We start from the raw sequence: 13,480 nt of genomic DNA, 5'->3' as shown, positions 1-13,480 counted from the left end.
GGGCTCTTTCGTGAATTCGGTTGTCGCTTGGAACGAGCGCGGGCTCAATCCACTTCGTTCAGCGCGTCGGACAGCGCGTTGACCAGGTTGTCGATCTCGCGCTTCTCGGCGATGAACGGCGGCGCGAGCTGGATCGTGTCGCCGCCGTAGCGCACGTAGAAGCCCTTCGCCCAGCAGCGCATCGCGATTTCGTACGGGCGCCGTGCCGGCTCGCCCGGCAGCGCGGCGATCGTCAGGCCGGCCGCCAGCCCGTAGTTGCGGATGTCCGCGATGTGGCGCTGGCCCTGCAGCCCGTGCACGGCCGCCTCGAAATGCGGCGCGAGATCGCGCACGCGGGCCACCGCGTCTTCCTTCACCAGCAGGTCGAGCGCCGCGACGCCGGCCGCGCAGGCGACCGGGTGCGCCGAATACGTGTAGCCGTGCGGGAACTCGAGCATGTACTCGGGGCCGCCCGCGGCCATGAACGTGTCGTAGATCTCCTTCGTCGCGATCACGCCGCCGAGCGGCTGCGTGCCGTTCGTCACCTGCTTCGCGAAGTTCATGATGTCCGGCACCACGCCGAATGCGTCGGCGCCCGTCATCGCGCCGGCCCGGCCGAAGCCCGTGATCACCTCGTCGAAGATCAGCAGGATGTCGTGCGCGGTACAGATGTCGCGCAGGCGCTTCAGATAGCCCTTCGGCGGCACGACCACGCCCGCCGAACCGGAGAACGGCTCGACGATCACGGCCGCGATGTTCGATGCGTCGTGCAGCGCGATCAGCTCGAGCAGGCGGTCTGCCAGCTCGGCGCCGTGCTCCGGCATGCCGCGCGAGAACTTGTTCTCGGCCAGTTGCGTATGCGGCAGGAAATCGGCGTCGAGGCCCTGGCCGAACAGCTTGCGGTTTGGCCCGATCCCGCCGACCGAGATGCCGCCGAAGTTCACGCCGTGGTAACCCTTCTCGCGGCCGATCAGGCGCGTCTTCGTGCCCTTGCCTTTCGCGCGCCAGTACGCGCGGGCCAGCTTCAGCGACGTGTCGGCCGCTTCCGAGCCCGAGCCCGTGAAGAACACGTAGTCGAGGCCGGCCGGCGTGAGTTCCTTGATCTTGTTGGCGAGCTCGAACGATTTCGGATGGCCGAACTGGAAGGCCGGCGCGTAGTCGAGCTGCGCGACCTGGCGGCTCACGGCCTCGACGATTTCCGTGCGGCCGTGACCGAGGCCCGTGCACCAGAGGCCCGACAGGCCGTCGAAGATCTTGCGGCCTTCGGCGTCGGTGTAATACGCGCCCTTGCCCGACACGATCAGGCGCGGATCGGCCTTGAACTGGCGGTTGGCCGTGAACGGCATCCAGTGCGCATCGAGCCACGCGGCGTCGGTGCGGAGGTTGATTTCGTCGTGCTGGGCGGTGGTGATGTCGGTCATGTCGGTCGGCGCGGCGCGCCCCTCCTCCTGGTAATGATGTTGCACATTGTCGGGACGCCAATTAGTCTTTTGAATATCGCAATATCAATGTTCACTTGCTCATCGATGCAAGCAAAGAAACCGAAGAGCCGCGCGCTGCTCGGGCAGCTCAGCGACATGGACCTGCGCCTGCTGCGGGTCTTCAAGGGCGTCGTGCAGTGCGGCGGGATGGCGGCGGCCGAGCTGGAACTGAATATCGGCATCTCGACGATCAGCCGGCACGTGAAGGATCTGGAAACGCGGCTCGGCCTCGTGCTGTGCCGGCGCGGCCGCGCGGGCTTCACGCTGACGCCCGAGGGGCAGACGGTGTACGAGGAAACGCTGCGGCTGCTCGCGTCGATGGAAGCATTTCGCAGCAGGATCGACGGTATTCACGACAAGATGGGCGGGGAACTGCACATCGCAGTGTTCGACAAGACGGCCACCAATCCGCATGCGCGCCTGGGCGACGCGATCCGCCAGTTCGCGGACGAAGCGCCCGACGTCGCGCTGAACCTGCACGTCGCGTCGATCAACGAGGTCGAGCGCGGGATCATCGACGGCAGCTATCAGGTCGGGATCATTCCAGCGCACCGCAACTCGGGCAGCCTCGTGTATTCGTCGCTGTTCGACGAACGGATGCTGCTCTATTGCGGCCGCCAGCATCCGCTGTTCGACGCGCCGCACGGCAAGCTCACGTGGACGACGATCCGCCACCACGCATTCGCCGGGCTCGGTTTCCATTCGCCGAACATGGAACTGAGCCATCGCGCGAAGCTCACCCGCAGCGCGACCGCGTCGGACCAGGAATCGATCGCGACGCTGATCCTGTCCGGCCGCTATCTCGGCTTCCTGCCCGATCACTACGCGGAGAGTTTTGAAAACAAGGGGCTGATGCAGCCGGTCGCGCCGCACCGGTTCAATTACCGGTGCCGGTTCGTGAGCCTGCTGCGGCGCTCGCCGCGGCCGTCGCGGGCCGCGCTGCTGTTCCAGTCGTGCCTCGAAGCCGCGCATGCGGCGGTGCGGCCGGCGGCGTAGCGGCTTCCGGCTCGGTCAGGCCCCGTCGCCGCGCGGGCCCGGCCGCGTCCGCCTGCGCGCGACGAAATGCGTCGCGACGCTCTGCGATAATGCCAACCTCTTTCCGTTTCCACGCCGCCTTCCGCCATGACGCAGCCGTCCGCCCCGCTCTCCACCGACCTGCCGCCGATCTCGTGCCTGCCCGGCGACGCGCTGCCGTGGTTGCCGATGAGCGCCGACCTGCCGGGGCTCGCGATCAAGTACCTGCACATCAATGCGGCCGAGGACACGCTCACCGCGCTGCTGAAGATGCCGGCCGGCGGCACGCTGCCGCGCCACCGTCACGACGGCGAGGTGTTCGTCCATACGCTGCAGGGGGCGTGGCGCTACCGCGAATACGACTGGGTCGCGCGCGCCGGTTCGACGGTGCTCGAACCGGCCGGCTCGGTGCATACGCCGGAAACGCTCGGCGCACCCGGTGAGGATGTGATCACGCTGAACGTGATGCGCGGCGACCTCGTGCTGCTCGACGACGACGGCCGCGAAACGGCGCGCGAGAACTGCCGCGTCGCGCTGCTGCGCCAGCGCAAGCATGCACGGACGGCGCCAGATGCGGCCACGGCGTTCGTGACGCGGTAACTACGCGACAAGACAGGCGACGTCGGCGCCGCGCGATCCGCGCGGCGGTGCCGTGGCCGATTACCCGAATGGCCGCCGGCCCGCTTCGCCGGCCACCCCGCTCGTTACCGAAACCGCCGGAAAAATCGCCGAATATCGTCGGCCAGCAGATCCGGCTCCTCCATCGCGGCGAAATGGCCGCCGCTCGGCATGTCGGTCCACTGCACCACGTCGAACACACGTTCGAGCCAACTGCGCGGCGGGCGGCTGATCTCCTTCGGAAAACGCGCGAACGCGACCGGCACCGCCACGCGTTGCCCGGCCGCAAACCGCATCGGCTGCAGCCGGTTTTCCCAATACATCTGCATGGAAGAGCCGATGCAGCCCGTGAACCAGTACAGCGATATGCCCGTCAGCAGCGTGTCGTGCGAAAAACGCCGCGCGACGTCGCCGTCGCAATCGCTCCATGCACGGAATTTCTCGGCGATCCACGCGGCCAGCCCGAGCGGCGAATCGTTGAGCGCGACGGCCAGCGTCCGCGGCTTCGTCATGTGGACGTGCGCGTACCCGCCTTCGAGCGCCGCCCACTCGCCGCGCTGCTTCAGGAATGCCTGCTCGTCGTCGGTCGGCGGCCGCGCCGCGTCGATCGGCGGTTCGTAGCTGCCGGGCAGGTAGTTCAGATGGATGCCGTCGACCACGCCCTCATGCCGCGCGCCGAGCGCGACCGACACGCCCGCGCCCAGGTCGCCGCCCTGCGCGCCGAACCGTGGGTAGCCGAGGCCGGCCATCAATTCCGCCCAGCAGTCGGCGACCTGGCGCGCCGACGTGCCGGGCGCCGCCGGTGCGGGAGAAAACAGAAAGCCCGGCAGCGACGGCGCGACGATGTCGAAGGCGTCGTCCGGATCGCCGCCGAACGCGGCCGGATCGCTCAGGCGATCGATCAGCGCGTGGAATTCGAATGCGGAACCGGGCCAGCCGTGCGTGACGACGAGCGGATAGGGTTTCGGCCCCGTGCCGCGCCGATGCACGAAATGCACGCGCCGGCCGCCGACGTCCGCGACGAACTGCGGCAGCCGGTTCAGCACACGTTCCGCCGCGCGCCAATCGAAGCCGTCGGCCCAGTACGCGGCCAGTTCGCGCAGCCACGTGCCGTCGACGCCCTGCTGCCAGGGCTCGGCCGGTGTGAGGTTCGGTGGGCGGCTGTCGCGCACGCGCCGACGCAGGTCGTCAAGGGCTTGATCGGGTATCGCAATATCGAACGGCTCGGCGCGCATCGTGTCTCCTCGCGAAACATGTCGACGCGATTCTGCGCGCTTTTTCGGACCCGCGCTGGCGGCGGCCGCGTGCGTCACCCGGTTTCCCGTTCGTCCGCGCGCGCGTCGCGCCGCAACGCCTGCGGCGGCACGCCGAACCCGCGCACGAACGCGTCGCGCATGTGCCGGCGGTCGCGAAAACCGTTCTCCTTCGCGATCACGTCGAGCGGATGGCGGCTTTGCTCGATCATCAGCCGCGCCGATTCGAGCCGCAGCCGCTCGATCGCCTTCGCGGGCGACTGACCGGTTTCGAGCGTAAACACGCGGCTGAACTGGCGCGGGCTCAGGTGCACGGCCTCTGCCAGCTCCTCGACCGTCAGTGCGCGGCCGAGATGCTGCCGCGCATAGTTCAGCGCGTTCTGGATCCGGTCGGATTTCGGCGCAAGCTCGAGCATTTCCGAATGCTGCGACTGGCCGCCGGCCCGGCGCTGATGCATCACCAGCTTGTGCGCGACCGAGCGCGCGGCGTCGGCGCCGAGATCCTTTTCCACCATCGCGAGCGCGAGATCGAGGCCGGCCGTCATCCCGGCCGACGTCCAGATCGGGCCGTCGACGATGAAGATCCGGTCGTCCTCGACGCGAATCTCCGGATAGTGCCGCTGCATGTCGCGGCCGAACGCCCAGTGCGTGGTCGCGCGACGCTGCGCGAGCAGCCCGGCCTCGGCCAGCACGAACGCCCCCGTGCAGATGCCGGCGATCCGCCGCGCGTGCGCATTCGCGCGGCGCAGGTACGCGACGACGCCGGCCGGCGCCGGCGCGGCGAGCGGATCGTTGACGCCCGCGACGATCCACGTATCGACGCCGAGCCGCCCGCGCAGCGCGCGCGTGGCGACCGGCAGCCCGAGCGACGAGCGCACGTCGCCGCCGTCGACCGAATAGTTGTCCATCGCGTAGAACGGCGCGTCCATCCCCATGTTCGCGTACTCGAACACCGACTGCGCGGCGAGCGCCATGATCTGGAAGCCGTCGCTGATCAGAAAGCCGATTCGGTGCATCTGCGTTCTCCGGTTTCGTGCCGATTGGCCCGATGTCCGAAATCATACCCATCTACGTCATTTATGTCGCGGCGCGTCGAGGCCAGAATGCGTTCACGCCATCCGGCCACCCTCATCGAAACGGAGCACATCATGACGCAAGCACATCGCGGTACCGCCCTCATCACCGGCGCGTCGTCGGGCATCGGCGCCGTGTACGCGGACCGCCTCGCGCGCCGCGGCTACGACCTGATCCTGGTCGCGCGCAACCGCGACCGGCTGAACGCCCTCGCCGAGCGCATCACGAACGACACGCGGCGCAGCGTCGAGATCGTCGACGCGGACCTCAACGACCGCGCGGCGCTCGCCGCCGTCGAAGCGAAGCTGAAACAGGACGCGAGCATCACGCTGCTCGTGAACAACGCGGGCGTCGGCACGCACGCGCCGCTGCTCGACAGCGACGTCGACGCGATGACGCGGATGATCGACCTGAACGTGACCGCGCTCACGCGGCTGACCTATGCGGCCGTGCCCGGCTTCGTCGCACGCGGCCGCGGCGCCGTGATCAACATTTCGTCGATCGTCGCGATCTCGCCGGAAACGCTGAACGGCGTGTACGGCGGCAGCAAGGCGTTCGTGCTCGCGTTCAGCCAGTCGCTGCATCACGAACTCGCCGACAAGGGCGTGCAGGTGCAGGCCGTGCTGCCCGGCGCGACAGCCACGGATTTCTGGCAGACGGGCGGCCTGCCGCTCGAGCATCTGCCGAAGGAAATCGTAATGAGCGCACAGGACATGGTCGATGCCGCACTGGTCGGGTTCGATCGCGGCGAACTCGTGACGATCCCGTCGCTGCACGCGGGCGACGAATGGGAGGCGTACGAGGCCGCGCGCCGCACGATGGCGCCGCACCTGTCGGCCGATACGCCCGCGCCGCGTTACACCGTAGCGCGCTAGTTGCCGGAGGGGCCCGCGCCGCGCGGTGCGGCGCGCACGCCGAGCATCAGCGCCACGCCGCTCGCGACCAGCAGCGCGGCGAGCAGGTACACGGCGAGATCCATGCTGCCCGTGCGCGTGCGGATCATCCCGATCACCCACGGGCTGACGATGCCGCTCGTGATCCCGATGCTGCTGATCAGCGCGATCCCGGCCGCGGCCGCGTTGCCGGACAGGTAGCGGGTCGGCACGGCCCAGAAGATCGGCAGCGCGGCGAAGATCAGCGTCGCCGCGATCGACAGGCACGCGAGCATCGCAGCGAAGCTGTGCAGGTGCAGCGTCAGCGCCGCGAGTGCGAGGCCGCCGCCGATCGTGCAGCACGCGAAGTGCTTGCGGCGCTCGCCGGTGCGGTCCGAGCGGCGCGCGATCAGCACCAGCCCCACGGCGCCCACCGCATTCGGCACGACCGTGTAGAGGCTCACGGCGACGACGTCGGTCACGCCGAAGTCGCGGATCATCAGCGGCATCCAGAAGTTGAGCGTCAGCGACGCGCAGGTCAGCGAGAAATAGATGAACGCGAACAGGTACACGCGCGGGTTCGCGAGCGCGGCCATCACGCTGCGCCCGTCGTGCGCGCTGCCGGGTGTGCTGCCGTGGCCGTGTACGCGGCCTTCGGCGCACAGCGCGGCGACGCGCGCCTTTTCGTCGGCCGTGAGCCACGTGGCGTCCCGCGGCCGGTCGACGAGCAACGTGAACGCGGCGAACGCGAGCAGGATCGCCGGCGCGCCTTCGATCGCGAACATCCACTGCCAGCCGTGCAGCCCGAGCACGCCGCTCATGTCGCGCATGATCCAGCCGGACAACAGCCCGCCGAGCACGCCGGCCACCGCGACGCCCGCGAAGAACACCGAGATCGCCGCCGCCCGCCGGTTCGCGGGAAACCAGTAGGTCAGGTACAGCACGATGCCGGGGAAGAAGCCGGCCTCGAACACGCCGAGCAGGAAGCGCAGCACGTAGAAATGCGACGGCTGCGACACGAACATCATCCCGGTCGACGCGAGGCCCCACAGCAGCATGATCCGCGTGAACGTGCGGCGCGCGCCGAACCGCGCGAGCAGCATGTTGCTCGGCACTTCGCAGAACACGTAGCCGACGTAGAACACCGCGGCGCCGAGGCCGTACATCGCATCGCTGAAGCCGAGATCGTGCTTCATCTGCAACTGCGCGAAGCCGATGTTGATGCGGTCGAGAAACGACACGACGTAGCAGAGGAACAGGAACGGAACGATCCGCCACGCGATCTTGCGGAACAGCAGCGCGTCGCCGATTGCGGAGTCGGATACGGAAGCCGAAGCGCTCGCGTGCGCGAGCGTCGCTTCGGCGGGAAGCGATTGGGGCATGTCTCTCTCCAAACGGGCCGCGCGATGTCGAGCGCGCGGCAGTCTCCGAGGGCGTGCGTGCGCCCTGCTTTCTTGTGAGACCGGATACGGCCGCCGGCTCCGCGGCGCGATGCCGCCGCGAATGCCGCAACCGTCAGGGAAACGGCGGCGCGGTCATCTGAACACCGCGCCGCCGCCTTGAGCCATTCACTCCTGGAGCGCGGCCCACATTTCCTTGTCGCGCTGCGCGGTCCAGATGCGCGGATGCGCGATGCCGCTCGCTTCGTCGAACGCGCGCGACACGTCGAACGGCAGACAGTGTTCGTAGATGAACACGTGGCCGAACTTCGGGTCCATCGCCTCGCGCGTGAGCGCCATCGCCGCCTTCAGGTCGAGATTGCGCTCGACGGCCTTGCGGCCCTGCGCGAGCAGCGTCGTGACGAAATCCTTCGTGTAGTCGAGGCCCTTGTTCACTTCGGCCGGATTCAGCAGCGCGGGGCCGCGGCCCGGCACGAGTTTCTCGGCGCCGAGCGCGCGCAGCGCCTCGAGCGTGGCCGGCCACTGCTCGAGCTGCGCGTCGCCGCAATAGCACGCGGCGTCGTATTCGACGAGGTCGCCGGAGAACAGCACCTTCTGCGACGGCAGCCAGACGATCGTGTCGCCCTTCGTGTGGCCCGAGCCGACGTGCATGATCTTCACTTCCAGCTTGCCGAGAAACAGCGTGATCTCGCGCTCGAACACGAGCGTCGGCCACGTCAGCCCCGGCACCGTCTCGACGCCGGCGAACAGGCGCGGGAAGCGCTCGATCTCCGACTTCATGTCGGCCTCGCCGCGCTCGACGATCATCTCGTACGTGCCGCGGCTCGCGATCACGTGCTGCGCGCCTTCGGCGAAATACGCGGACGCGCCGAGCACGCGCACCGCGTGGTAATGCGACAGCACCACGTGCTTGATCGGCTTGTCGGTCACGCTGCGGATCTTCGCGATCAGGTCCTGCGCCATCGCGGGCGTCGCGGTCGTGTCGACGATCAGCACGCTGTCGTCGCCGATGATCACGCCGGAGTTCGGATCGCCTTCGGCTGTGTACGCGTACGCGTTCTCGGACAGCTGCGTCCAGGTGACTTTCTTCTCTTCCAGATCGGCTTGGGAGGCGAATGCTTTGGCCATTGTGCGTTCCGTGGCTGCGAGCCATGTGTTGAGGGGAATGAGCGGATCATCTGCCCGCGTCGAATATTTGTCAATGGCAAATACGCTTGCTATTGTCTAATACAGGTAAACCTGCGGGCTGGCGCGAGAAATGGCGTCGGATACCATGCGGGGTTTCGTCAACGGAAGAATCATCGCGTGCAGAACCACGAAGTCAGCGCGGACGATGCGCCGCCCAAGGCGCAGCGCGGCATCCAGAGCGTCGAGGTCGGCGGCCGGCTGCTCGACGCGCTCGCGCGCCGGCGCAAGCCGCTCGGGCTGTCGGAGCTGGCCGCGGCGGCCGACCTCTCCACCGCGCAGGCGCACACCTATCTCGTGAGCCTGACGCGGCTCGCGCTCGTGAAACGCGACGCGATCACCGGCAACTACGAGCCCGGCCCGCTGTCGCTGCGGCTCGGGCTGATGTCGATCGAGCGACAGCCGGCCTATCGCGCGACGCTGCCGCATGCGGTGCGGCTCGCGGAAACGGTCGGCCTGAGCGTCGCGTTGTCGGTGCCGGGCGTGCTCGGCCCGACGATCGTGCGCATCGAGCACGGCGGCTATCCGTTGCACGTGAACCTGCACGTCGGTTCGGTGATGTCGCTCGACACGACGGCAACCGGCCGCGTGTTCCGCGCGTTCGGCGACGCCGCGCAACTCGACGCGATGGCGGCCAGCCAGGCCGGCGCGGGCGATACGCTCGCCGGCGCCGAACGCGAGCCGGCCGCGCCGGACGCCGATGCGCGGCACGTCGAACTCGACGCGATCCGCGCGCGCGGCATCGACCGCAGCATCGACCGGCCCAGCCCCGGCGTCAGCGGGATGTGCGTGCCTGTTTTCGATGCACACGGGCGCCTGCAACTCGCGTTGACGGTGATCGGTTCGACGGGATCGATCGATGTCGACTGGAACGGGCCGATCGCGGCGGCCTTGCGCGACGCGGCGCGTCAGGCGACCGCGTCGCTCGGCGCGGTGCATGCGGAGCCGACGCCCGCGCCGGCGTTGGCCGCGGCGCGCGTGCCGCCCGCGCTCGCCGACGACGCGAAAGCGCAACGCGGGATCAATGCCCTCGACAGCACCGGCGACTTGCTGCTCGCGCTGGTCTCGGCGGGCCGCGCGCTGCCGCTGCGCGATCTCGCGACGGCGGCCGGCATGCCGGCCGCGAAGGCGTTTCCGCATCTCGTCAGCCTGCAGAAGATCGGCCTGCTGAGCCGCGACGACGCCGGCTGCTTCGACGGCGGCCCGCTCGCGCAGGCGCTCGGCCTGATCGCGATGCAGCGCGTATCGCCGACGCGCGACGCGGAAGCCGAGATCGTCGCGCTCGCCGGCGCGACCGACATGAGCGTGGCCGCCGCGACGCTCGGGCCGCTCGGGCCGACCGTGATCCGGCTCGAGGAATCGGCGCGGCCGCAGCACGTTAGCCTGCAGGTCGGCACCGTGATGTCGCTCGTCAATACGGCGATCGGGCGGATTTTCGCGTCCGGCATGTCCGACGACGTGCTGGCCGATCTGCTCGCCAACGAGCCCGTGCGCCTCGCCGGCGCGTCCGCAGCACCCGACGACGCGGCGTTCCGCGCACGGCTCGCGGCGATCCGCGCGGACGAACTCGATTTCGCGTTCGACGCGCCGGTGCCGGGTATCGGGACGATCGCCGCGCCCGTGTTCGATCACACCGGCAGCATCCGGCTTGTGATCGCGATCATCGGTGCGTCGCGCGGCTTCCCGCGCGGGCCGGACAGCGAGCTGGCCCGGACGCTGCGGGCCGCGACGCGGCGGCTGTCGTGGCGCTTCGGGTGGATCGGCCGGTAATCGCGCGCTTTTCCCGAACGTACGCTCGAATCCCTTCCTTTCGCCCCGTGAGGCCGTGCCGGCACGGCCTCGTCACGCCTATCCGATACGCCCGGGCAGCCGATATTCATGTTGCGCAGCAGCAACATAAACTGTCAGAAATTCTCATATAACGAAATCGAATTTCACAAGGCGGTGACGTTTCGCTATGATTAGGGTTATCCCTAACTCGCCACCTATATGGGGCTTCGTCATGCAAACGTCTAATGTCTCCGATCGTTCCACCCAATCCACTGGCTGGCTCGCACGCGTTGGCGAGCTGCTGGCAGAGGCCTGGGCGCTGCACCTCGAGAACTGCGAAGTTATCGCTGAAGCACACGCGCGCCTGCCGCGCTGAGCGGGCAGCCAGACTGCGGGATTGCCGGCCGCCGGAGCGCCGGCCGCCTGATTCGCTTGCGCTGACGCACGCCGGCAGCGGCTGTTGCCGCGCCGGTCGTGTAGCAAGAGGCCCGGCGCGCCCTGCCGAACACGCTCACCGCGCGGCGAGCGTTTCAAGATCGTCTTGAGAGGCCGTGTTTCAGGCCGATACCGGCGCCGATTCATCCGTTATCGGCGCGGATCGGTGTAAACCGGTCGCTTCGGCGAGAAACCATTCCCCGCCGGCGCGCGATTGTGCCCGGCCATCGCGGACGGAAGATTCATCCGTTTTCGTGTATCCGCGGGCCCTTTCCCCGGCGAGCCCTCCCTGTCGGCCCTGCGCCGGTTTCCTCCGCGCAAGCGCCGCGCCGCATCGCCGCCCGCCGCGACGACGGCCTCGCCAGCAATTCCCCGTCACACCTGAATCGAAGGCACGTCCTTCATGCATCGCAGCGCGAACATCGAGCGGCTGTGCCGGATGCTCGAGATCCGGTACAGCTTTTCGCGCAGAAAGCGTTCGTAGCCGGCCGTGCCGTCCACCGCCACCTTGATCCAGTAGTCGTATTCGCCCGACACGAGATACGCCTCGAGCACCTCCGGCAGCGCCGCCAGTTCGGCGCCGAAGCGCGCCAGCGCGTCGTCCTCGTGGCGATCGAGCGTGACTTCGAGGATCACGATGTCCGCGTAGCCGAGCTTGCGCTGGTTGACCAGTGCGACATAGCCGTCGATATAGCCGTCGAGTTCGAGTTGCCGCGTGCGGTTCCAGCAGGCGGTGGTCGACATGCCGATCTGTTCGGCGAGTTCTGCATTCGACAGGCGCGCATTTTTCTGCAATGCACCCAGGATCTTGCGGTCCTGATTGTCGAGCGTTTTCGGCGTGCGTTCGCGGGTAGCCATGACGAGAAGAATTTTCTACTGAAAAACCCGATTCTATCTGAACGCCATTCCGGTTTCAGCGCCGTTTTGCTGGAAAACAGGAAGCCTTTTAACCGGGCCGCTTGATACATTTTCTCCATGCCTGCTGCCCGGCACGCTCCCCGCGATCACCCGTCGCAGCGGGACGCACGGCCGCAATCACGAGTTGCGGCGCCGGCCGGCAGGCATGCGATTCCCCGCCGCCCGCACGCCTATCCGACCGCGTGCGGGGCCGGTGCCTGCTTCCCCGTTCCTTGCCAGTCCGTATGTCGTTCAAGCTTTATCTGTCGTTCCTCGCCGCTTCCGTCGTCCTCATCTATGCGCCCGGCCCGGTCAACCTGCTCACGATGAACCAGGCGTTGCGCACCGGCTGGCGCCGCGCGCTGCCGTGCGTCTGGGGCGGCACGCTCGCCGTGCTGCTGCAACTCGCGCTGACCGCGCTGTGCCTGAATTCGCTGGTCCACCTCGACGAACATGCGCTGACCGTGCTGCGCTGGGCCGGCGCCGCATATCTCGTCTGGCTCGGCGGCAAGCAATGGCTGAGCCGCACGCCGGCCGGCGCAGCCGCGGCACCGGCCGACACCGGCGCCGCAACGGCAAGCGCCGCGCCGGACACCGACAGCGGGCGCGCGCTGTTCTGGCGTGGCGTCGCGACTTCCGGGCTGAACCCGAAGACGCTGCTGTTCTTTCCGTCGTTCTTTCCGCAGTTCATCAGCCCGACTGCCGACTGGAGCCTGAACCTTCAATACCTGCTGCTCGCCGCGACGTTCGCGCTGCTGTTCGCGGGCGGCGTTGCGTCGATGGCGCTGTTCTCGCACCGGCTGAGCCGCGTGTTGCAGCGGCCGGCGCGGATGCGGGCGATGAACCGCGTGACGGGCGGGCTGCTCGTCGGGATGGGCGCGATCATGGTCGGCTGGAACTGAGAACCGCCGACGCGTTCGTTTCCACGCGACCGCGACACCCCGCACCGGCGGCGACGCCGCCAGTACAATCGCGCGATGTCCGAATTGCTCACTTACGGCGGCCTGTTCGCCGTGTCGATGGTCGCCGCGACCCTGTTTCCGCTCCAGTCCGAAGCCGTGCTCGCCGGCCTGCTGCTCGCCGGGCGCGAACCCGTGTGGGCGCTGGTGCTGGTCGCGAGCATCGGCAATGTCGCCGGCTCGGCGATCAACTGGGCGCTCGGGCGCGGCATCGAGCACTTCCGCGAGCGCCGCTGGTTTCCGGTCAAGCCGTCCGCGCTCGCGCGCGCCGAGCGCTGGTATGCACGCTACGGCCGCTGGTCGCTGCTGCTGAGCTGGGCGCCGGTGATCGGCGATCCGCTGACGATGATCGCCGGCGTGCTGCGCGAGCCGCTGCCGACCTTTCTCGTCATCGTGACGATCGCGAAGGTCGGCCGCTATCTGGCCGTCGCGTGGGTCGTCACGCACTGATCTCCGCCCCCCCTCGCCCGCCTGCGGGCCCGTGATCCGCGACGCCCGCTAAAGATTTCGCGAAAGTTGCCGTATTAACGGGTCCACGAGCGG

At 68.4% G+C, this 13,480-nt stretch carries 12 protein-coding genes; 6 read left to right on the top strand and 6 right to left on the bottom strand.

The annotated features are described in order from the left end of the window. Positions 1–44: 44 nt before the first annotated feature. On the bottom strand, positions 45–1,400 hold the full coding sequence (locus QZM15_RS02370; protein ID WP_302105708.1) for an aspartate aminotransferase family protein: 1,356 nt from the start codon (positions 1,398–1,400) through the stop codon (positions 45–47). 105 nt (positions 1,401–1,505) lie between these two features. Here QZM15_RS02370 and QZM15_RS02365 point away from each other — a divergent pair, with 105 nt between their 5' ends. After that, positions 1,506–2,456, top strand: coding sequence for a LysR family transcriptional regulator (locus tag QZM15_RS02365; protein ID WP_185716478.1), 951 nt, complete (start codon positions 1,506–1,508; stop codon positions 2,454–2,456). A gap of 126 nt (positions 2,457–2,582) precedes the next feature. Beyond that, positions 2,583–3,074: a 2,4'-dihydroxyacetophenone dioxygenase family protein gene (locus QZM15_RS02360; RefSeq protein ID WP_060310998.1), complete on the top strand. Its 492-nt coding sequence runs from the start codon at positions 2,583–2,585 to the stop codon at positions 3,072–3,074. A gap of 104 nt (positions 3,075–3,178) precedes the next feature. Here the strand turns inward: QZM15_RS02360 and QZM15_RS02355 are convergent, their stop codons facing one another. Continuing rightward, positions 3,179–4,327 (bottom strand): epoxide hydrolase family protein, encoded by a 1,149-nt coding sequence (locus QZM15_RS02355; protein ID WP_302105707.1) that lies wholly within the window; start codon positions 4,325–4,327, stop codon positions 3,179–3,181. A 74-nt stretch (positions 4,328–4,401) separates the two neighbouring features. After that, positions 4,402–5,361, bottom strand: coding sequence for a GlxA family transcriptional regulator (locus tag QZM15_RS02350; protein ID WP_059639421.1), 960 nt, complete (start codon positions 5,359–5,361; stop codon positions 4,402–4,404). Between the two features lie 132 nt (positions 5,362–5,493). On the opposite strand from QZM15_RS02350, the gene QZM15_RS02345 reads away from it, so the two are divergent. Beyond that, a complete protein-coding gene (locus tag QZM15_RS02345) occupies positions 5,494–6,294 on the top strand; it encodes an SDR family oxidoreductase (protein ID WP_060311707.1) in 801 nt (266 codons plus the stop codon). On the opposite strand, the gene QZM15_RS02340 is transcribed toward QZM15_RS02345, so the two are convergent. Next, entirely contained in the window at positions 6,291–7,673 is a 1,383-nt protein-coding gene (locus tag QZM15_RS02340; protein ID WP_302105706.1) for an MFS transporter, read from the bottom strand. The genes QZM15_RS02345 and QZM15_RS02340 overlap by 4 nt on opposite strands. Positions 7,674–7,859: 186 nt before the next feature. Next, positions 7,860–8,819: an MBL fold metallo-hydrolase gene (locus tag QZM15_RS02335; RefSeq protein ID WP_175928405.1), complete on the bottom strand. Its 960-nt coding sequence runs from the start codon at positions 8,817–8,819 to the stop codon at positions 7,860–7,862. Positions 8,820–8,996: 177 nt separating this feature from the next. On the opposite strand from QZM15_RS02335, the gene QZM15_RS02330 reads away from it, so the two are divergent. Then, positions 8,997–10,646: an IclR family transcriptional regulator gene (locus tag QZM15_RS02330; protein WP_302105705.1), complete on the top strand. Its 1,650-nt coding sequence runs from the start codon at positions 8,997–8,999 to the stop codon at positions 10,644–10,646. 810 nt (positions 10,647–11,456) lie between these two features. Here QZM15_RS02330 and QZM15_RS02325 read toward each other — a convergent pair. Beyond that, on the bottom strand, positions 11,457–11,939 hold the full coding sequence (locus tag QZM15_RS02325) for an Lrp/AsnC family transcriptional regulator (RefSeq protein ID WP_006479115.1): 483 nt from the start codon (positions 11,937–11,939) through the stop codon (positions 11,457–11,459). Between the two features lie 284 nt (positions 11,940–12,223). Between QZM15_RS02325 and QZM15_RS02320 the strand changes: the two genes are divergently transcribed. Together QZM15_RS02320 and QZM15_RS02315 are read left to right on the top strand one after the other, a co-directional pair. Next, positions 12,224–12,880 (top strand): LysE family translocator, encoded by a 657-nt coding sequence (locus QZM15_RS02320; protein WP_302105704.1) that lies wholly within the window; start codon positions 12,224–12,226, stop codon positions 12,878–12,880. 75 nt (positions 12,881–12,955) lie between these two features. Beyond that, a complete protein-coding gene (locus QZM15_RS02315) occupies positions 12,956–13,387 on the top strand; it encodes a YqaA family protein (RefSeq protein WP_060311006.1) in 432 nt (143 codons plus the stop codon). The last annotated feature ends 93 nt before the right edge of the window (positions 13,388–13,480 follow it).

The organism is Burkholderia sp. AU44665, from assembly GCF_030504405.1.
Lineage (GTDB): Bacteria > Pseudomonadota > Gammaproteobacteria > Burkholderiales > Burkholderiaceae > Burkholderia > Burkholderia semiarida.
Note: the sequence above shows the minus strand (reverse complement) of the source record. Positions and strands in the feature narration are given on the sequence as shown.

Coding starts and splice junctions, on each gene's coding strand:
- QZM15_RS02370 (WP_302105708.1), bottom strand. CDS start 1,400: ATGACCGACATCACCACCGCCCAGCACGACGAAATCAACCTCCGCACC.
- QZM15_RS02365 (WP_185716478.1), top strand. CDS start 1,506: ATGCAAGCAAAGAAACCGAAGAGCCGCGCGCTGCTCGGGCAGCTCAGC.
- QZM15_RS02360 (WP_060310998.1), top strand. CDS start 2,583: ATGACGCAGCCGTCCGCCCCGCTCTCCACCGACCTGCCGCCGATCTCG.
- QZM15_RS02355 (WP_302105707.1), bottom strand. CDS start 4,327: ATGCGCGCCGAGCCGTTCGATATTGCGATACCCGATCAAGCCCTTGAC.
- QZM15_RS02350 (WP_059639421.1), bottom strand. CDS start 5,361: ATGCACCGAATCGGCTTTCTGATCAGCGACGGCTTCCAGATCATGGCG.
- QZM15_RS02345 (WP_060311707.1), top strand. CDS start 5,494: ATGACGCAAGCACATCGCGGTACCGCCCTCATCACCGGCGCGTCGTCG.
- QZM15_RS02340 (WP_302105706.1), bottom strand. CDS start 7,673: ATGCCCCAATCGCTTCCCGCCGAAGCGACGCTCGCGCACGCGAGCGCT.
- QZM15_RS02335 (WP_175928405.1), bottom strand. CDS start 8,819: ATGGCCAAAGCATTCGCCTCCCAAGCCGATCTGGAAGAGAAGAAAGTC.
- QZM15_RS02325 (WP_006479115.1), bottom strand. CDS start 11,939: ATGGCTACCCGCGAACGCACGCCGAAAACGCTCGACAATCAGGACCGC.
- QZM15_RS02320 (WP_302105704.1), top strand. CDS start 12,224: ATGTCGTTCAAGCTTTATCTGTCGTTCCTCGCCGCTTCCGTCGTCCTC.
- QZM15_RS02315 (WP_060311006.1), top strand. CDS start 12,956: ATGTCCGAATTGCTCACTTACGGCGGCCTGTTCGCCGTGTCGATGGTC.